Source organism: Pseudarthrobacter sp. NPDC059871, from assembly GCF_042731175.1.
GTDB lineage: Bacteria > Actinomycetota > Actinomycetes > Actinomycetales > Micrococcaceae > Arthrobacter.
This window is the reverse complement of sequence record NZ_JBHWJV010000005.1, coordinates 94,272-112,774: the sequence shown is the minus strand read 5'-3', so window position 1 is coordinate 112,774 and position 18,503 is coordinate 94,272. Positions and strand designations below refer to the sequence as shown.

17 protein-coding genes are annotated in these 18,503 nt (G+C 67.3%); 8 read left to right on the top strand and 9 right to left on the bottom strand.

Annotated elements, in window-relative coordinates:
* Positions 1–7 precede the first annotated feature (7 nt).
* The 6 genes from ACFV4R_RS08720 (at position 8) to ACFV4R_RS08695 (ending at position 6,509) form a co-directional block, all read left to right on the top strand.
* A complete protein-coding gene (locus ACFV4R_RS08720) occupies positions 8–1,492 on the top strand; it encodes a fumarylacetoacetate hydrolase family protein (RefSeq protein WP_377202088.1) in 1,485 nt (494 codons plus the stop codon).
* Positions 1,489–2,175: a GntR family transcriptional regulator gene (locus ACFV4R_RS08715; protein WP_377201959.1), complete on the top strand. Its 687-nt coding sequence runs from the start codon at positions 1,489–1,491 to the stop codon at positions 2,173–2,175. The genes ACFV4R_RS08720 and ACFV4R_RS08715 overlap by 4 nt, the downstream gene beginning before the upstream one ends.
* A 29-nt stretch (positions 2,176–2,204) precedes the next feature.
* Positions 2,205–3,716 carry a 5-carboxymethyl-2-hydroxymuconate semialdehyde dehydrogenase gene (gene hpaE / locus ACFV4R_RS08710; protein WP_377201958.1) on the top strand — a complete coding sequence of 504 codons (1,512 nt, stop codon included), beginning with the start codon at positions 2,205–2,207 and terminating at the stop codon, positions 3,714–3,716.
* Between the two features lie 110 nt (positions 3,717–3,826).
* Positions 3,827–4,921, top strand: coding sequence for a 3,4-dihydroxyphenylacetate 2,3-dioxygenase (hpaD, locus tag ACFV4R_RS08705; RefSeq protein WP_377201957.1), 1,095 nt, complete (start codon positions 3,827–3,829; stop codon positions 4,919–4,921).
* Between the two features lie 2 nt (positions 4,922–4,923).
* Positions 4,924–5,709, top strand: coding sequence for a 2-oxo-hept-4-ene-1,7-dioate hydratase (gene hpaH / locus ACFV4R_RS08700; protein WP_377201956.1), 786 nt, complete (start codon positions 4,924–4,926; stop codon positions 5,707–5,709).
* Positions 5,694–6,509 (top strand): aldolase/citrate lyase family protein, encoded by an 816-nt coding sequence (locus ACFV4R_RS08695; protein ID WP_377201955.1) that lies wholly within the window; start codon positions 5,694–5,696, stop codon positions 6,507–6,509. The genes hpaH and ACFV4R_RS08695 overlap by 16 nt, the downstream gene beginning before the upstream one ends.
* Before the next feature lie 43 nt (positions 6,510–6,552).
* Here the strand turns inward: ACFV4R_RS08695 and ACFV4R_RS08690 are convergent, their stop codons facing one another.
* Together ACFV4R_RS08690 and ACFV4R_RS08685 are read right to left on the bottom strand one after the other, a co-directional pair.
* Complete coding sequence (locus ACFV4R_RS08690; protein ID WP_377201954.1) at positions 6,553–6,789, bottom strand: hypothetical protein; 237 nt, start codon at positions 6,787–6,789, stop codon at positions 6,553–6,555.
* A gap of 188 nt (positions 6,790–6,977) precedes the next feature.
* A complete protein-coding gene (locus ACFV4R_RS08685) occupies positions 6,978–9,686 on the bottom strand; it encodes a PEP/pyruvate-binding domain-containing protein (RefSeq protein ID WP_377201953.1) in 2,709 nt (902 codons plus the stop codon).
* Positions 9,687–9,893: 207 nt separating this feature from the next.
* Here ACFV4R_RS08685 and ACFV4R_RS08680 point away from each other — a divergent pair, with 207 nt between their 5' ends.
* The gene (locus ACFV4R_RS08680; RefSeq protein ID WP_377201952.1) at positions 9,894–11,303 is read left to right on the top strand and encodes an aldehyde dehydrogenase family protein; all 1,410 of its coding nucleotides are present in this window, start codon (positions 9,894–9,896) and stop codon (positions 11,301–11,303) included.
* A gap of 33 nt (positions 11,304–11,336) precedes the next feature.
* On the opposite strand, the gene ACFV4R_RS08675 is transcribed toward ACFV4R_RS08680, so the two are convergent.
* The 6 genes from ACFV4R_RS08675 to ACFV4R_RS08650 form a co-directional block, all read right to left on the bottom strand.
* A complete protein-coding gene (locus ACFV4R_RS08675; protein ID WP_377201951.1) occupies positions 11,337–11,723 on the bottom strand; it encodes a hypothetical protein in 387 nt (128 codons plus the stop codon).
* A gap of 187 nt (positions 11,724–11,910) precedes the next feature.
* Positions 11,911–12,336: a heat shock protein transcriptional repressor HspR gene (locus tag ACFV4R_RS08670; RefSeq protein ID WP_056081345.1), complete on the bottom strand. Its 426-nt coding sequence runs from the start codon at positions 12,334–12,336 to the stop codon at positions 11,911–11,913.
* 15 nt (positions 12,337–12,351) lie between these two features.
* Entirely contained in the window at positions 12,352–13,332 is a 981-nt protein-coding gene (locus ACFV4R_RS08665; protein ID WP_172830016.1) for a DnaJ C-terminal domain-containing protein, read from the bottom strand.
* 268 nt (positions 13,333–13,600) lie between these two features.
* Entirely contained in the window at positions 13,601–14,275 is a 675-nt protein-coding gene (locus ACFV4R_RS08660; protein WP_377201950.1) for a nucleotide exchange factor GrpE, read from the bottom strand.
* Between the two features lie 3 nt (positions 14,276–14,278).
* Positions 14,279–16,150, bottom strand: a complete 1,872-nt coding sequence (gene dnaK / locus ACFV4R_RS08655) for a molecular chaperone DnaK (RefSeq protein ID WP_015938771.1) — start codon at positions 16,148–16,150, stop codon at positions 14,279–14,281.
* Between the two features lie 241 nt (positions 16,151–16,391).
* Positions 16,392–16,712: a helix-turn-helix transcriptional regulator gene (locus ACFV4R_RS08650; RefSeq protein ID WP_045730691.1), complete on the bottom strand. Its 321-nt coding sequence runs from the start codon at positions 16,710–16,712 to the stop codon at positions 16,392–16,394.
* A 94-nt stretch (positions 16,713–16,806) separates the two neighbouring features.
* On the opposite strand from ACFV4R_RS08650, the gene ACFV4R_RS08645 reads away from it, so the two are divergent.
* Entirely contained in the window at positions 16,807–18,102 is a 1,296-nt protein-coding gene (locus ACFV4R_RS08645; RefSeq protein WP_377201949.1) for an MFS transporter, read from the top strand.
* Positions 18,103–18,177: 75 nt separating this feature from the next.
* Here ACFV4R_RS08645 and ACFV4R_RS08640 read toward each other — a convergent pair whose 3' ends face one another.
* Positions 18,178–18,468: a hypothetical protein gene (locus tag ACFV4R_RS08640; protein ID WP_377201948.1), complete on the bottom strand. Its 291-nt coding sequence runs from the start codon at positions 18,466–18,468 to the stop codon at positions 18,178–18,180.
* Positions 18,469–18,503 lie beyond the last annotated feature (35 nt).

The following is an 18,503-nucleotide window of genomic DNA, read 5'->3' as shown; positions in this document are numbered from 1 at the left end:
GACGGTCTTGGAGCAGGTCAACGGCGACACCCTGGCAGCAGCCCGCAAGGTGATCGCAGTGCACATCAACTACCCCAGCCGGGCCGCCCAGCGCGGCCGCACCCCGGCCCAGCCGTCCTACTTCCTCAAGCCTTCCAGCTCCTTGGCCCTCAGCGGCAGCGTGGTGGAGCGGCCTGCGGGCTGTGAACTCCTCGGCTTCGAGGGCGAGATTGCCCTGGTCATCGGAAAGGCCGCACGCCGCGTCAGCGTGGAGGATGCCTGGAGCCATGTTGCCGCCGTGACCGCCAGCAACGACCTCGGCGTCTACGACCTGCGCTGGGCAGACAAGGGCTCCAACCTGCGCTCCAAGGGCGGGGACGGCTTCACCCCGGTCGGTCCCGCACTGATCCCGGCAGACGCCGTCGACCCCGCCAAACTGCGCATCCGCACCTGGCACAACGGCGAGCTGGTCCAGGACGACACCACCGAAGACCTGCTCTTCCCATTCGCCCGCCTCGTCGCGGACCTGTCCCAGCTGCTCACTCTCGAGGAGGGCGACATGATCCTCACCGGCACCCCCGCCGGTGCCTCCGTGGCCACGCCGGGCGACGTCCTGGAGGTGGAAGTCAGCACGGTCGACGGCGGGCTCACCACCGGGCGCCTGGCCACCACGGTTGAGGAAGGCACGACGGCGTTCGCGGACTTTGGTGCCCGGCCCAAGGCTGACGACCTGCAGCGGGAGGAAGCCTACGGATCCCGGGAAGCGGCGGGTTTGGCACCTGCGGAAACGGCCGCTGTCGGGCCTGTCCTTAGCCCGGAACTGAAAGCCAAACTCGAATCCGTGGCAACGGCCACCCTGTCATCCCAGCTGCGCAAGCGCGGCCTGAACAACGTCAGCATCGACGGCCTGCAGGCCACCCGCCCGGACCGCAAGGTGGTGGGCCTGGCACGGACCCTGCGGTACGTCCCCAACCGCGAAGACCTCTTCAAGACCCACGGCGGCGGGTTCAACGCCCAGAAGAAGGCCATCGATTCGGTCAATGAGGGCGAAATCCTGGTGATGGAGGCCCGCGGCGAGAAAGGCACCGGAACCGTGGGCGACATCCTGGCCCTCCGCGCCCAGGTCCGCGGCGCCGCCGCCATCATCACCGACGGCGGCGTCCGCGACTTCACTGCCGTGGCCGGCCTGGACATGCCCACGTACTTCGCCAACCCGCACCCCGCCGTGCTGGGCCGCCGGCACATCCCGTGGGACACGGACATCACCATCGCCTGCGGCGGAGCCACCGTGCAGCCGGGCGACATCATCGTGGCCGACTCCGACGGCATCCTGGTGATCCCGCCGGCCATCGCCGAAGAACTCGCGGACGACTGCGTCCAGCAGGAGAAGGAAGAAACCTTCATCTTCGAAATGGTCAAACAGGGCAACAGCGTGGACGGCCTCTACCCGATGAACGCCGAATGGCAGGCCAGGTACGCGGAGTGGGAACGCAAGGAAGGCAACGCCCAATGACTGAGACAGCAGTGACCGGCGCACCGGAACTCTCCGACGTCCCCGCCGGCAGCAAGTCCGAGCAGGCCTACCAGGCCGTCAAGGCCCGCATTGTCGAAGGCACCTACACCCCCGGCTACCGGCTGGTCCTGAGCATCATCGCCAAGGACCTCGGCGTCAGCGTGGTCCCCGTCCGCGAAGCCATCCGCCGGCTCGAGGCCGAGGGCCTGGTGACGTTCGAACGCAACGTCGGCGCCACCGTGGCAGGCATCGACCCCACCGAGTACCTCTACACCATGCAGACCCTCAGCATCGTGGAAGGGGCGGCCACCGCGCTGTCCGCTCCGCTGGTCGACGGGCAGGCCATCGCCCGGGCGCGCGCCATCAACGAGGAAATGCGGGACTGCCTGGACCACTTCGACCCCGTCCGGTTCACGAAGCTGAACCAGGATTTCCACTCCGTCCTGTTCGAGCACTGCCCCAATCCGCACATCCTGGACCTGGTGCACCGTGGCTGGAACCGGCTCGCGGCGCTGCGGTCCTCCACCTTCCGCTTCGTCCCCGGCCGCGCCCTCGGCTCCGTCGAAGAGCACGAAAACCTGCTGACGCTCCTCGAAACCGGAGCAGACGCCGACACCATCGAAAAGGCAGCCCGCCAGCACCGTACCGCCACCCTGGACGCGTACCTCGCCCAAACCCGTTAGCAGCTCAGCACCAGTAAAGGACTTCAACGATGACGACCTCAACAGAAACTGCCAAGCACTACATTCCCGAGGACCTGCCCACCCACATCCAGCACTACATCAACGGCGAATTCGTTGACTCCGTGGGCGGCAAGACCTTCGACGTCCTGGACCCGGTGTCCAACACGAACTACGCCACCGCGGCGGCCGGCCAGAAAGAGGACATCGACCTTGCTGTCGCCGCGGCCCGCGAAGCGTTCGTGAATGGCCCGTGGCCCAGGATGAAACCCCGCGAACGGGCCCGCGTCCTTAACAGGATCGCCGATGCCGTCGAGGCCCAAGAGGCCAGGCTCGCCGAACTCGAAACCTTCGACACCGGCCTGCCTATCACCCAGGCCAAGGGCCAGGCCCTCCGCGCTGCCGAGAACTTCCGCTTCTTCGCGGACCTGATTGTGGCCCAGTTCGACGACGCCATGAAGGTCCCCGGCTCGCAGATCAACTACGTGAACCGCAAGCCGATCGGCGTGGCCGGGCTGATCACGCCCTGGAACACCCCGTTCATGCTCGAGTCCTGGAAGCTCGCCCCGGCCCTGGCCACCGGCAACACTGTGGTCCTCAAGCCAGCCGAGTTCACCCCGCTCTCCGCCTCGCTGTGGGCCACCATCTTCAAGGACGCCGGCTTGCCGGACGGCGTGTTCAACCTGGTCAACGGCTTGGGAGAGGAAGCCGGCGACGCGTTGGTCAAGCACCCTGAGGTCCCGCTGATCTCCTTCACCGGCGAGACCACCACCGGGCAGACGATCTTCCGCAACGCCGCAACCAACCTCAAGGGCCTGTCCATGGAGCTCGGCGGCAAGTCCCCCTGCGTCGTGTTCGCCGACGCAGACCTGGACGCCGCGATCGACTCGGCCCTGTTCGGGGTCTTCTCCCTCAACGGCGAACGCTGCACGGCCGGGTCCCGCATCCTCGTTGAGCGCGCCATCTACGACGAATTCTGCGAAAAGTACGCCGCGCGTGCCAAGAACATCGTGGTGGGCGATCCCCACGACCCCAAGACCCAGGTTGGGGCGCTGGTCCACCCGGAGCACTACCAGAAGGTGGCCTCCTACGTGGAGATCGGCAAGACCGAAGGCCGGCTGCTCGCCGGCGGCGGACGGCCGGAGGGCCTGCCCGAAGGCAACTACATCGCACCCACGGTTTTTGCCGACGTCGCCCCTGACGCCCGGATCTTCCAGGAGGAAATCTTCGGACCCGTCGTGGCGATCACCCCGTTCGAGAACGACGACGAAGCCCTCGCCCTGGCGAACAACACCAAGTACGGCCTCGCCGCCTACATCTGGACCCAGAACCTGACGCGGGCGCACAACTTCTCGCAGAACGTGGAGGCCGGCATGGTGTGGCTGAACAGCCACAACGTCCGCGACCTCCGCACCCCGTTCGGTGGCGTCAAGGCCTCGGGCCTGGGCCACGAAGGCGGCTACCGCTCCATCGACTTCTACACCGACCAGCAAGCCGTGCACATCACCCTCGGCAGCGTCCACACCCCCAAATTCGGCGCCTAGTCACCACCAGCTGCCCAACTGGGTCGCAATTGTTGTCGTTATGAGCCCCCAAAACGACACTTACTGCTACCTAGTTGGGGAAGAAACCCTTTCAAAGAAGAGAGAATCCCATGACGAACTTCGTTCCCACCCCCACGGTTCCGGCTCCGGACATCGTCCGCTGCGCCTACATGGAAATCGTGGTCACTGACCTCGCCAAGTCCCGCGCGTTCTACGTGGACCTCCTCGGCCTGCACGTCACCGAGGAAGATGAGAACGCGATCTACCTGCGGTCCCTGGAGGAGTTCATCCATCACAACCTGGTACTCCGCAAGGGACCCATCGCCGCCGTCGCCGCGTTCGCCTACCGGGTGAAGTCCCCCGCCGAAGTGGACGCCGCCGAGGCCTACTACAAGGAGCTGGGCTGCCGCACGGAACGCCGCAAGGAAGGCTTCACCAAGGGCGTCGGCGACTCCGTCCGCGTGGAGGACCCGCTGGGCTTCCCGTATGAGTTCTTCTACGAGGTGGAGCACGTGGAACGCCTCACCCAACGGTACGACCTCTACTCCGCCGGGGAACTCGTCCGGCTGGACCACTTCAACCAGGTCACCCCGGACGTTCCCAAGGGCCGCAAGTACCTGGAGGACCTCGGCTTCCGCGTCTCCGAGGACATCAAGGATTCCGACGGCGTGACCTACGCCGCGTGGATGCACCGCAAGCAGACCGTCCACGACACCGCCCTGACCGGCGGCAACGGACCGCGCATGCACCACGTCGCGTTCGCCACGCACGAGAAGCACAACATCATCCAGATCTGCGACAAGATGGGCGCCCTGCGCATCAGCGACAGGATCGAACGCGGCCCCGGGCGGCACGGCGTCTCCAACGCCTTCTACCTCTACATCCTGGACCCGGACGGCCACCGCATCGAGATCTACACCCAGGACTACTACACCGGCGACCCGGACAACCCCACCATCACCTGGGACGTCCACGACAACCAGCGCCGTGACTGGTGGGGCAACCCCGTGGTCCCGTCCTGGTACACCGAGGCCTCCCTGGTCCTGGACCTCGACGGCAACCCGCAGCCCGTCATCGAACGCGAGGAAAGGTCCGAGATGGCCGTCACCGTGGGTGCCGACGGCTTCTCCTACACGCGCAAGGCCGACGGCGACGGTCCGGACGCCGGGGACAGGACCGGTTTCAAGCTGGGGGCGCAGCTGTAGCCATGCTGGAGCCCACGACGATTGAGGCCATCGCGGACGAACTGCTGGAAGCCGCGCGGAGCCGCACCCCTGTTCCCCGCCTGACGGCACGCTACCCGGACATGACGGTGGAGGACTCCTACGCCGTCCAGCAGCTATGGCGCCGCCGGAACGAGGAAGCCGGGCGCACGTTGGTGGGGCGCAAGATCGGCCTCACGTCCAAGGCCATGCAGGCCGCCACCGGCATCACCGAACCGGACTACGGCGCCATCTTCGACGACATGGTCCTCGAAACCGGCTGCTCCGTGCAGTGGGACAAGTACACCCACCCGCGCGTGGAGGTGGAGCTGGCCTTCGTGCTGAAAGACGGGCTCAAAGGCCCCGGCTGCACCATCTTCGATGTCCTCAAAGCCACCGACTACGTGGTCCCGGCCCTCGAAATCCTGGACTCCAGGATCGAAATGGAGGGCCGGACCATCGTGGACACCATCTCGGACAACGCCGCCATGGGCGCCATGGTGATCGGCGGACGCCCAGTGAAACCGGACGCCGTGGACCTCCGCTGGGTCTCCGCCATCCTCTACAAGAACCAGACCGTGGAGGAAACCGGGGTTGCCGCCGGGGTCCTGGACCACCCCGCCAACGGGGTCCACTGGCTCGTCAACAAGATCGCCGCCCACGGTGACGCCCTGAAAGCCGGCGACATCATCCTCGCCGGTTCCTTCACCCGCCCGCTCTGGGCCTACAAGGGAGACACCGTCCACGCAGACTACGGACCCCTGGGGAGTGTGACGTGCCGCTTCGAATAGACCACACCTTCCGGGACGCCCTGGCCGCACAACAAGGCGGCGCAGGCCGGCCGCTGGCTGGGATGTGGGTGTGCTCCGGCAGCCCGCTCATGGCCGAGATCTGCGCCGGGGCCGGCCTGGACTGGCTCCTGGTGGACGCCGAGCACAGCCCCAACGGGCTCGAGTCCATCCTCGCCCAGCTCCAGGCCGTCCACGGCTACCCCGTGCACACGCTGGTCCGGCCCCCGGTCAACGACACCGTGGTGATCAAGCAGTACCTGGACCTCGGCGTGCAGAACCTGCTGATCCCCATGGTCAACTCCGTTGCCGAGGCCGAAGCCGCCGTGGCCGCCACCCGCTACCCGCCCCACGGCGTCCGCGGCGTCGGCTCCGCGCTGGCCCGGGCCGCCCGCTGGAACCGGGTCCCGGACTACCTGAACCGGGCCAACAGCACCATCAGCGTCACCGTCCAGATCGAATCCACCGCCGCCGTCGAAACCGTCGCAGGCATCCTGAAAGTGGACGGCGTCGACGCCATCTTCATCGGTCCCTCCGACCTCGCCGCCTGCATGGGCCTGCTGGGACAGCAGGAACACCCCGACGTGCGTGCCGCCGTCGAGCACTGCCTCGCCGCCGCAAAGGCCGCCGGGAAACCCGCCGGCGTCAACGCCTTCAACCCGGACACGGCACAGCACTACCTCCACAACGGAGCGGACTTCATCCTGGTCGGCGCCGACGTCGCCCTCCTCGCACGGGGCTCCGAAGCCCTCGCGGCGCAGTTCATCCAGAAGACCGACGGCGAAACCCAGGCCAGCTACTGAACAGCTTCTTGCCGGAGGGCGAGGGCAAGGTGCCCGGTGCAGGTCAGCCGACGCGCGTGTAGCTGATCTCCGTCACCTCTGGCTCGCCGTCGGGAAGGGTCACATACGTGCCCTGGGCTTTGCTCGCGGTTTCAGGAAAGTCGTCCGGGTGCGAGACGTAGCTGCCCTCGGTGCGCAGCGACGGCTCCTGTCCGGCGGGCAAGGTGACGTAGCTTCCGCCGCGGGGGACGGCGGTGGCGTCGATGGCGCCGGCTTCAATGAGGTAGGACTGCAAAGCCATGGTGTTCTCCTGCGTTTCTGGGTGGGGGCGCCCATTACCCACTTCGCCTGCGGCATGGCGGCAGGAGGAAGCGTGGTTTTCGCTGGTGGGTATGCGGTGCGTTTGCCTGGATCCGGGGAGGAATCACCCGGCAGTCTTGTCAGGACTTCACCGGCCTGCCGTTGAGTCTAAGGCTTAATATGAGCAGTTCACAATAACTTTTTTATTGATGACGCGGAATCATCGTTGATGGCCTGGGCTGCGGGCAGGACAGTCACCGTGCCGGCGTCCCCGTCCACCAGGACCTGCTGCCCGGTGGTGAGCCGCTGCGTGGCCACGCCGGTGCCGAGCACGGCGGGGATGCCGTATTCGCGGGCCACGATGGAGCTGTGGCTCAGCGGGCCGCCCACATCCGTCACCACCGCCGAGGCCATGGCGAACAGAGATGTCCAGGCCGGCGTGGTAATCCGTGCCACCAGGACATCCCCCGGCCGCATTTGGCCGAAATCCTGGGGCCCGGCCAGCACGCGGGCGGGAGCGCTGACCCGGCCCGAGCTCGCACCGGCGCCCTTGATGACATCACCGCTCTGGTGCTGCGACCCGGCCGGCATCCACGAGCCAAACGAACGTTCCATCCACCGGCTCTCCGGAAGCATCTGCGGGGCAGCGGCCTTCGCCTGGCCCCGCCACAGCATCCGCCGGTCCTCGACGGCGTCGGCGCGGACAGGGCGGGCCGTTCCGGTGATGGCCACGGCCGCCGCGCCGGCCGTATCAGTGCCGGGGGCGGCGAGGCCGAATTCGACGGCGCTCCGCAGCTCCTGGAACTGCAGCCAGAACACATCCTCCGGGGCCGCGATTACGGAGGATGCCACCAGCCGACGCCCGAGTTCGAGCAGTGTCCGCCGCAGCAGCGGCCAGGCGAGTCCGACGTCGGCGAGGGCGTCCTCGCGGATCGGCGCCGTGGCCTGGGCCCACCGCAGCAGACGGAAGAACACGGCGCGCCGCCGTGGGCCCAGCCGGGCGGCGGCATCACGGGTCAGTTCTTCCCGGCGCTCGGTCAGGAGCCGTTGGCGCTCATGCGGATCGGTGCCCTGGCCGCGCAGGTAGAACTTCACGGTCTCCAGCAGGGTGGCGGGGTCATCGGCCGGCACCGGGGTGGCGAAGTCCAGGTTGTAGACGGCGTGGCCGTAGAAATCCAGGTGTTCCTGGAACGTGAACCGCCACTCCTGCCACAGGACGTCGTCCACCCCGGCCGGCGGCGCACCGGTGCGCTGGCACTCGGCGAGTTCCGCCGTCGGCCGTTCCAGCAATACCGCTGTGAGCCCGGGGTCGCTGCGTGCCCAGCCGGCAAGGTCGTAGAGCGACTTCTCGGCGCGGATGGGCTCGCTGTCGAAGCCGAGGAGCAGTGCCTGCGCCGGAGGATCCCCGTCCCGCCGGACCAGCCTGTCGTAGAACGCCCGGAAGGACAGCTCGCTGGTGGCGGCGAGCGGAATGATGGACTGCACGGCGGTGTAGTAGACGGTCCCGGCATCCAGCAGCAACTGCACGCCGGCCAGCAACTCTCCGCCGGACAGTTCCAGCAGCGGCTTGGCAGCCCAGCCCTTGACCACCCGCTGGTACTTGGGGTGCGAGTACTCACGCCACCCGGCCACGCCCATATGCGCCTCCCCGCGGAACAGGGCACGGAAGGCCGCCGGCGACTTGGCCATCATCCGCCACAGGCCGGAGTTGCGGTAGTAGTAATAGGCGTAGCCGTTGACGGTGGGCAGCCGGACGTCGCCGTCGCGGACGGCGCTCTTCCCCACCGCGCCGGCCAGGAGGGCCTGCAGCGACCTCGCCACAGAGCCGTCAATGAGGTCGGCGAACAACGGCGTCAGCGGGTCCGGCAACTGCTCCACGATGCTGGCCCGGAAGTACATGCCTTTCGGGTAGGGCAGGGGCCAGGTGTCCGGGATGTCCGCCGCCGGCTCCGGCAGGGCGGTGATGGGACGGGACTGCAGGATGAAGAAAGTACCGTCGGCACGCGCCCACTCGATGTCCTGCGGCACCCTGAAGTGCTCCGCAATCCGCCGGCCATAAGCGGCCAGTTCGGCAGCTGCGGGGTCGTCCAGGACGGGCGCACGACGGCGGGCTGCCGCGACCGGCTGCTCCCGGGTCCCGCCCTCCGCGTACACGGTCATCACGGATTTGTCGGCCGTCTGCCGCGAGAGCACCTTCCCCGTGTCCGCCTCCACCACCAGGTCATCGGTGCTGACGGTCCCGCTGACCACCGATTCGCCGAGCCCCCAGGCGGCGCTGATCACTGCCTGGTCGCGCCGGCCGTTCGCGGGGTTGGCCGTGAACATCACCCCCGCCGCCTCGGCTTCCACCATCTGCTGGACCACGACGGCGAGCCGCACCTGGCCAGGCAACACGCCTTCGCGGGCCCGGTACGCCATGGCGCGCGCCGTCCAGAGCGAGGCCCAGCAGTCGATGACTGCTTTCGTGAGGGCCTCGAAGCCACGGATATTGAGGTAGGTATCCTGCTGCCCGGCGAAGCTGGCCGAGGCCAGGTCCTCCGCGGTGGCTGACGACCGGACCGCCACCGGGATGTCCGCTCCGCCGAGGAGCCCATAGGCGCCGGCAAGCTCGTCCCGCATCCCGCCAGGCAGGGTGCCGCCCGTGAACAGTGCACGGATCCGGTCCGAGGCAGCCGCGTAGTCTCCGGGCGCGGCCTCCGGTGACACCGCGGCCAGGCGCTGGATTTCGTCCTGGAGGCCGTTGGCGTTGACGAATTCGGCGTAGGCAGTTGTGCCCAGCACGAATCCCGGCGGAACCGGCAGCCCGGCCCGGATGAGCCCGGCAAGGCCCACGGCCTTGCCGCCGGCAGCGGCCAGATCGCCGTTTCCCACATCGCTGAGACCGTTGATATATGGCATGACCGCACGTCCTTGCTGCCCGGAGGGGGCGGTGCCGTGAACCTGATCCTCAACATCATGGCACCGCATGGAAGGCCTTGCCACTGTTCCCTCCGGGTCAACAGTCCTGCGCCACAACACAAGGGTTGCGCCCCGCGCTCAACCACACTGAGAGGAGCCCGCCCAGCCGCCCGGCTGGCGTCCTTGCCTACTCGAAGTGGAGTACCCGTGGAAACCTATGATGCGCTTCTGGCCGCCATCTCGCCCGCCCCCGGCACCGGCCGGACCATCCTGGATCCCGCAACCGGCGCGGCCGTGGGTGAGGCTCCCGTGCACGGAGTGGCGGAGCTGGAAGCGGCCATCAGCGTAGCTTCTGCCGCGCAGCCGACGTGGGCTGCGCTGGGCCACGAGGCCCGGTCCGCCGTCCTCCTCAAGGCGGCCGACGCCGTCGAACGCTCAGCCGAAGAGCTCGCCCAGCTGCTCTCCCGCGAGCAGGGCAAGCCCCTCAACGGGCCCAACGCCCGGTTTGAGGTGGGCGCCTGCGCGGCGTGGCTGCGCGCCGCCGCCAGCACTCCCCTGGCTCCTGAAACCGTGGTGGACGACGGCGAAACCCGGGCCGAACTGCACTACCGGCCCATCGGCGTCGTGGGCGCGATCGGGCCGTGGAACTGGCCCATGATGATCACCACCTGGCAGATCGCCCCCGCCCTCCGCATGGGCAACACCGTGGTGGTCAAGCCTTCCGAGTACACGCCGCTTTCGGTCCTGGCGCTGGCCAAGGTGCTCAACGAAGAACTTCCCGAAGGGTTGCTGACCGTGGTGTCCGGCGGCCGGGACGTGGGCGAAGCGCTGGCACTGCACGGGGCGGTAGGCAAGCTCATGTTCACCGGGTCCACTGCCACGGGCAAGGCGATCATCCGGTCGTCGGCGGCGACCGTCAAACGGCTCACGCTCGAGCTCGGCGGCAACGACGCCGGCATCGTCCTGCCCGGCACCGATCCCCTGGCGATCGCGGAGGACCTTTTCTGGGGCGCCTTCATCAACACCGGACAGACCTGCGCGGCGCTCAAGCGGCTCTACGTCCACGACTCCATCTACGACGCCGTCTGCCAGGCCCTCACCGACGTCGCGAAGGCCATGCCGATGGGGAACGGCCTGGATGAAAACAACGTCCTGGGCCCGCTGCAGAACAAGGCGCAGTACGACGTCGTCGCGAACCTCGTGGAGGCGGCCAGGGCTTCCGGAGCGCGCGTCCTCCTCGGCGGGAACCCGGACTCCAGCCAACCCGGCTACTTCTACCCCGCCACACTGGTGGCGGACATCGACAACGGCAACCCGCTGGTGGCCGAGGAACAGTTCGGCCCCGCACTGCCGATCATCCGTTACGGCAGCATCGACGAAGCTGTGGAGATGGCCAACGCCCTCGACGTCGGCCTGGGCGCCTCGGTATGGTCCTCCGACCCCGCGGCTGCACGTGCGGTAGCTGTGCGGCTGGAAGCCGGCACCGTCTGGATCAACCGGCACGGCGCCGTCGATCCGCGGATTCCCTTCGGCGGGGCCAAGCAGTCCGGCTACGGCCTGGAATTCGGCGCCGAAGGCCTCAAGGCCCTGGGCGTACCGCAGGTCATCAACGGCTGAGGTCGCCAACGCCCAAGTCATCAACGGCCCGGCTCACCCCATGGCAGGGGCCACCGATGTGCGGCCGGACAGGTGGCGGCGGGCCCAACGGGCGAGCTTCCTGCCCTTGCCCTGCCACCAGTTGTCCTCGTCCTTACCGCTGTGGAACCGGAAGATAATGGCGGTGAGCACGAACATGCCCATCACCACATCGATCCACGACGACACCACGATGGCCACCAGGACCGTCAGGGCATCGGCGATGACCGCCGGGATGGCCAGGGTCCGGAAGACGGTGCTGGCCACGTAGCGCCGGTGCGACCGCGGAACGGACGTTGCCCGGACCATGTCGAAGCAGACGCACACCACCACGACTGTTTGCCCGATGGCCAGCAGGGTCTGTCCGGGCACCGAAGCGCTGAAGGACGCAACTGCTTCCATTCCCGGGCTCATGGCCGGGCCAAGAAAAGAGAACCAAACATGGAATAACCCCCAGAAACGAATGGAACCACTGCTGCAACAGCAGTGGTTCCATTGAAGGTTTCCTTGGGCGGGGCTGCACGAGTAGTGGGTACTCTATTTTCGCCAAGCGGCCAGGGACCGGGTACTCACCGGCCGGCTGCTGCCGCTACTGCCCGATGGCGCGGGGCCGCCACAGCACCACGGCCTGCGACCGCGGACGGGGGCGCTGGCCGCGGGCCAGGCTCACGACGTCGCCGGCCGCGCCCGCGGCGAAGATGCGGGAGTCGAACGCCTGCGGGCGCCGCCCCAGTTCCTCGGTCAGTTCCAGCACGCGCCGCTGCAGGGCAGACACCTGGTTTTCGAGTTCCAGGATGCGTTTGATCCCTTCGAGGGAGACGCCTTCCTGGGACAACCGCTGCACTTCGCGGAGCATGTTGACGTCCCGCTGCGAGTACCGCCGGGATTTCCCGGGGGCCCGGCTGGGTTTGACGATGCCCAGGCGGTCGTACTGGCGGAGCGTCTGGGGGTGCATGTCAGCCAGCTCAGCCGCCACGGAAATCACGAAGATGGGCTGGTCAGCGTTGATGTCCACGGCACACCTCCTCCGCTACAGCCGGGCCTTGGCGGCCAGGCCCTCTCGGACGTCGGCACCGGCCGTGGCCTCGGCGAAAGCCTTCACGGCGGCCTCGGCCTCCTTGTTCAGGTTCTTGGGAACCGCGACGTCGATGGTCACCAGCAGGTCACCCGTCGCCTTGGAGGTCTTCACGCCTTTGCCCTTCACCCGCAGGGTACGGCCCGACGGCGTGCCGGCCGGAACACGGACCCGCACCTTCTCGCCGTCGATGGTGGGCACCTCGATGTCGCCGCCCAAAGCAGCCTCGGGGAAGGTGACCGGGACATGGATGCGGAGGTTGTCGCCGTCGCGCGTGTAGAACTCGTGCGGCTTAACCGAGACGGCAACCACCAGGTCGCCGTTGCCGGCCTGGCCCGGCTGGCCCTTGCCACGCACGCGGACCTTCTGGCCGTCTTTGATGCCTGCGGGGACGCGCACGTCGATGACTTCGCCATTGGGTTCGCGCAGGCCGATGGTGGTGCCGCGGATGGCACCGGAGAACGAGATGCTGGTGGATGCGGTGCGGTCCGCGCCCTTCTGGGGTGTCCGCTGGAACCCGGGCGAGCCGCCGAAGCCGCCGCCGAACAGGTCCGCGAACTCAGGCGGGATGTTACCGGAGGACGGGTTGAAGCCGCCGGCGTGCCGCCCGGTGTTGCCGGTGAACAGGCCGCCGAACAGGTCCTCGAACCCGCCGTTGCCGCCCGCGGCACCGCCGCCGCCGGGAGCAAACCGGGCACCGCCGCCCATGGCACGGATGGCATCGTACTGCTGGCGCTCATCAGCATCGGAGAGCACCGAGTACGCCTCGGAGACATCCTTGAATTTCTTCTCGGCAGTTGCATCGCCGGAGTTGGTGTCCGGATGGAACTGCCGTGCCAGCTTCCGGTAAGCCTTCTTGATATCGGCATCGGAAGCGTCCTTGGCAACACCAAGGATCTTGTAAAAGTCCTTGTCCACCCAATCCTGGCTAGCCAATGGCGTTTCCTTTCAAAAGTCTCTAACTAATAGCTCTCCGCGGCACAGGGGCCCCGCCCCTACGCTGGGTGGCTGGGATCTGCGATCCCCAGCCACCCAGCTTCGGCAGGCCCGATGCCACTCCCGGGCCCCTGTACCGCTGCGAGCTTCGTGGTTACCTCACCTTAGGCGAGATGACCGCTGGCGCGGAGGCCGGATATGGGGCGGCGGTGTGGAGGGCACCGCGAAGCGGGCACCGCCCCATATCCGGCGTAGCGCCTGGTGACCGTCAGGCAGGTACTGCGACGATGACCTGCGCTGCGCGGAGCACGCGGTCGCCTGATTTGTAGCCGGAGCGGAGCACCTGGCTGACGGTGTCAACCTCGATGTCTTCGCCGGGCTGCTGGATCAGGGCCTCGTGGACCGTGGGGTCGAACTCCACGCCCGTTTCGTCGATGCGGACCAGGCCGTAGGTCTTCAGCGCGTTCTCCAGCTTGGCGGCGATCGCTGCGAAGGGGCCATCGGTGAGGTCGCCGTGCTGCCGTGCGGCGTCGACGTCGTCCAGCACCGGGAGCAGGGAGTTCAGGACGCCGATGACGGCCATTTCCCCTGCCACGGCGCGGTCGCGTTCCACGCGCTTGCGGTAGTTGACGTACTCGGCCTGCAGGCGCAGGAGGTCGTTCTTCAGCTCGGCTGCCTCAGCGTTGGCGGACCCTGCGGGGACCCCCTGGGCCACGGATTCCCCTGCGGGCACCTCGACGCCGTTGAGGATCTCCTCGGCCTGGGCCAGTGCGTCGCCGTCGGAATCCTGTGCGGAACCGGCATGCTCGCCTTCAGGGTGCCGGGCCTGGCCGGTCACCGGGTCAACCTTGCGGTTGTCCCGGATAACCGGTTCCTGGCTGTTGCCCTTACCCTCGTGGTTCGCGGATGCAGAGTGCTCTTCCTCGTTACCGTGATGGGGCATGGCTTACTTCTTCGCTTCGTCTTCGTCGATGATCTCGGCGTCGACGATGTCTTCGTCGGCCTTGGAGCCGTCGCCCGCTGCTGCGCCTTCGGCACCCGCGGCACCGGTGGCACCGTCCGGCGAACCGGCCTGGGAGTAGATGGCTTCGCCGAGCTTCGTCTGGGAAGCCTGCAGCTTCTCGAACGCGGTCTTGACCTCGGCGTCGTCGGTGCCTTCGAGTGCCTTCTTGAGGGCGTCCACGTCGGCCTGGACCTCGGTCTTGACCTCTTCGGGCAGCTTGTCGGCGTTGTCGGCGATCAGCTTGTCCACGGAGTAGGCGAGCTGCTCTGCGGAGTTGCGGGTGTCCGTTGCCTCACGGCGGGCCTTGTCCTCGGCTGCGTGCTCCTCGGCGTCCTTGACCATGCGGTCGATGTCTTCCTTGGAGAGCGCGGTGCCGCCGGTGATGGTCATGGACTGTTCCTTGCCCGTGCCCTTGTCCTTGGCGGAGACGTGGACGATGCCGTTGGCGTCGATGTCGAACGTGACCTCAACCTGCGGGACGCCGCGCGGTGCCGGAGCGATGCCGGTCAGCTCGAACGTGCCCAGCGGCTTGTTGTCGCGGGTGAATTCGCGTTCGCCCTGGAAGACCTGGATGGCCACCGACGGCTGGTTGTCGTCAGCAGTGGTGAAGGTCTCGGACCGCTTGGTGGGGATGGCGGTATTGCGCTCGATCAGGTGCGTCATGACGCCGCCCTTGGTTTCGATGCCGAGGGACAGCGGGGTGACGTCGATCAGGAGGACGTCCTTGCGCTCACCCTTCAGCACGCCGGCCTGGAGTGCGGCACCAACGGCCACAACCTCGTCCGGGTTCACGCCCTTGTTCGGTTCCTTGCCACCGGCGAGTTCCTTGACCAGTTCGGAGACGGCGGGCATACGCGTGGAGCCGCCCACCAGCACGATGTGGTTGATGTCGGAGAGCTTGATGCCTGCTTCCTTGATCACGTCGTGGAACGGCTTCTTGGTGCGCTCGAGCAGGTCCTTGGTGAGGTCCTGGAACTTGGCGCGGGTTAGCTGCTCGTCGAGGTGGACCGGGCCGTCGGGGGTGACGGACAGGTACTGGAGGGAGACGTTGGTGCTGGAGGAGGAGGAGAGTTCCTTCTTGGCCTGCTCAGCGGCTTCGCGGAGGCGCTGCAGGGCAATCTTGTCCTTGGACAGGTCGATGCCCTTGACCTTGAGCTGGTTCAGCAGGTAGTCAACAACGCGCTGGTCCCAGTCGTCGCCGCCGAGGCGGTTGTCACCGGCGGTGGCGCGGACCTGGATGGTGGAGAAGTTGTCTTCGTCCTTGCCAACTTCCAGCAGGGAGACGTCGAAGGTACCGCCACCGAGGTCGAAGACCAGGATGAGTTCGTCTTCCTTGCCCTTGTCCAGGCCGTAGGCGAGTGCTGCGGCGGTGGGCTCGTTGACGATGCGCAGGACGTTCAGGCCCGCGATTTCGCCGGCTTCCTTGGTGGCCTGGCGCTCGGCGTCGTTGAAGTAGGCCGGAACGGTGATGACGGCGTCGGTGACCTTTTCACCCAGGTAGGACTCGGCGTCGTTCTTCAGCTTCATCAGCGTGCGCGCGGAGATTTCCTGCGCGGTGTACTTCTTGCCATCGATGTCCACCTTCCAGTCAGTGCCCATGTGGCGCTTGACGGAGGCGATGGTGCGGTCGATGTTGTTGACGGCCTGGCGCTTGGCGATTTCGCCAACCAGGACTTCGCCGGACTTGGAGAATGCAACCACCGACGGCGTGGTGCGGCCACCCTCGGCGTTGGCAATAACGGTGGGCTCGCCACCTTCGAGAACGGAGACGACGGAGTTGGTGGTTCCGAGGTCGATACCTACTGCACGTGACATGTGTTGCTTCCTTCTTTCCTTGGAAACTGGTTGGCGCCCGCATGATTGAGCGTTCTGCACTCAACTTTACTCAGGGCCCACATGATGTCAACTGAAGTTGAGCGCACTCCACTCAACCCTGATCCTTTATGGATACAGATCACGACGACGGCAATCACCCCAGGCCTGCAACGGCGGGGAATTCAGGGGCACTGAAGCCCGGTTCTGCTCTGGGAGAACGGGCACCAACGGCCCGGCGGCGCTACTGCGCCGGTGCGTCGAGGACCGCGGGGAGCAATCCCGGGAAGCGGGCCTCCAGGTCCTCGGACCGGAGGGTCAGGCGGCGGCCCCGGCCGTTGGCCTCGTTGCGGATGACCCCGGCCTCCCGCAGGACCTTCATGAGGTGCGATTTGGTGGACTTCGGCATGTCCGGGACCCTGAGCGAGCAATCAGCCATGTCGAGGGGGCCGGAGCGGAGCTGGCGCACGATATCCAGCCGCTCAGGATCGCTCAATGCGAAGAGCACGCTGGGCAGATCGAGATCCGCGCGGGTGGGGTGGGGGAGGTTCGCCGGCGTAGCCACGGTTCGATATTAGTTGAACCATCGGGGTTGGTGCCAGTAGGCTGTTGATTCGACATTTTTCGAACCAACCCCAAAACCCAGAAGGTGGCACGTTGTGACGCACTCCCCCGCAGCCCTGCCCCGTGAAGCACGCCGGCGGCTGGGCTTTGTCCTCGTCGCTGCTGCCACGGCAGCAATGATGGCCGGCGCCAGCGCCCCATCCCCCTTCTACCCCACCCTGCAGGAGCAGTTGCATCTGCTGCCGGTGGCCACCACGGGGATCTTTGCCGTCTACGCCGTCGCACTGCTGGCGGCACTGCTGGTGTTCGGATCCCTTTCGGACCACCTGGGACGCAGGCCCGTCATCAGCGGCGCTTTCATCCTGCTCGCCGGCAGCGTCACGGCATTCCTCCTTGCGGACTCGCTGGCAATGCTCCTGGTGGCACGCGTCCTGCAGGGCATCGCCAGCGGCCTCCTGCTGACCACGCTTTCCGCGGCCATTGCGGATCTCGAAGCTGAGGACGACCCCGGCTCGAGCGCGGCCTGGAACACGGTGGCGCCACTGGGCGGCCTGGCGCTGGGAGCCCTGGCGTCCGGGCTGCTGCTGGATCTGATGGCAGAGCCGCGCACCCTGGTGTTCGTCTCGCTGTCGGTCATCTACATCGCCTTTGCCGCACTGGTGTGGGCCGCACCGGAAACCTCGCCCCGCGCGCCTGGCCTGGCAGCATCGCTGAAGCCGCATCTGACCCTGCCGGCGGCAGCCCGCAGCGGATTCGTCAGCGGCGCCCCGGCCGTGTTTGCCGGCTGGGCGACGGGCGGGCTGTACCTCTCGCTCGGCGCTGCGATCGTCCACACAACGTTCGGCATCCAGGAACACCTGTGGCAAGGCATGGTGATCACCATCCTGGCCGGCGTCGGAGCCGCAGCGGCCGCCGTTCTGCACCGGTTCGGCGCCCGCACCATCACCATCTTCGGAACCACGGCCCTCGCGCTGGGGACCGCCCTGTCACTCCTGGCCATAGGGCTTGGCTCATTCGGCCTGTTCCTGGCAGCCGTAGTGGTGGCCGGGGCCGGATTCGGCACGGCCTTCATGGGCGTCATCCGGTCCATCAGCCCCCTGGTTGAGGACCACGAGCGCGCCGGCACCTTCGCGTCACTCTTTGTAGTGGCCTACACGGCCTTTGGTATTCCGGCCGTGCTGGCAGGCCTGCTGGCACCTGTCCTGTCACTCCCGGTTACCACCTACGCCTACGGCGGCCTGGTAACGGTGCTGGCCACTGTGGCAGCGATCAGCCGGGCCCGCAGCAAGGACGCCGGGCAGTCCGGCAAAGCGGCGGACGGCACCGACGGCGATGCCCCGGACCAGACAGAGCGCATCGGGGCCGGAGCGGCTTCGGACGCCGGGCACTAGGCCCGGCGGGCACAACGACGGCGGCCAGCCGGCCCGGCTGGCCGCCGTCATGGCCGGATCAGCCGGCAGCGACGCCTACCGGTCGGACTCCGGACGCCCGTGCAGCGGCCCGCGCCCGTCCTCCGTGGACTGGACCTGTCCGTCGGTCAGCCCTTCCCGAAGCGCCTTCTCCCCGCGTTCACTCCCGCTGGTTCCGGCGTCGCCGTAGTCGCCGTCGGGATACTGGCCGTCCTCAAGGTTTTCCGAGGGAACCTCGACCGCGCCGGCCTCACCGTAGTCGCCGTCCATGTACTGCCCGCCCTCGCCCTCTATGCCGGGGGCAGCCTTGCCTTTTTGGGGTTGCTCGTCAGCGCGGTTTTCACTCATGCGTCATCTCTCCTTCGAGTTCCGCGTCCAAGCGG

What these genes read in the sequence shown, in the direction of transcription:
- ACFV4R_RS08715 (WP_377201959.1), top strand. Translation starts at nt 1,489, where the DNA reads ATGACTGAGACAGCAGTGACCGGCGCACCGGAACTCTCCGACGTCCCC.
- hpaE (WP_377201958.1), top strand. Translation starts at nt 2,205, where the DNA reads ATGACGACCTCAACAGAAACTGCCAAGCACTACATTCCCGAGGACCTG.
- hpaD (WP_377201957.1), top strand. Translation starts at nt 3,827, where the DNA reads ATGACGAACTTCGTTCCCACCCCCACGGTTCCGGCTCCGGACATCGTC.
- hpaH (WP_377201956.1), top strand. Translation starts at nt 4,924, where the DNA reads ATGCTGGAGCCCACGACGATTGAGGCCATCGCGGACGAACTGCTGGAA.
- ACFV4R_RS08690 (WP_377201954.1), bottom strand. Translation starts at nt 6,789, where the DNA reads ATGGCTTTGCAGTCCTACCTCATTGAAGCCGGCGCCATCGACGCCACC.
- ACFV4R_RS08685 (WP_377201953.1), bottom strand. Translation starts at nt 9,686, where the DNA reads ATGCCATATATCAACGGTCTCAGCGATGTGGGAAACGGCGATCTGGCC.
- ACFV4R_RS08675 (WP_377201951.1), bottom strand. Translation starts at nt 11,723, where the DNA reads ATGGAAGCAGTTGCGTCCTTCAGCGCTTCGGTGCCCGGACAGACCCTG.
- ACFV4R_RS08660 (WP_377201950.1), bottom strand. Translation starts at nt 14,275, where the DNA reads ATGCCCCATCACGGTAACGAGGAAGAGCACTCTGCATCCGCGAACCAC.
- dnaK (WP_015938771.1), bottom strand. Translation starts at nt 16,150, where the DNA reads ATGTCACGTGCAGTAGGTATCGACCTCGGAACCACCAACTCCGTCGTC.
- ACFV4R_RS08640 (WP_377201948.1), bottom strand. Translation starts at nt 18,468, where the DNA reads ATGAGTGAAAACCGCGCTGACGAGCAACCCCAAAAAGGCAAGGCTGCC.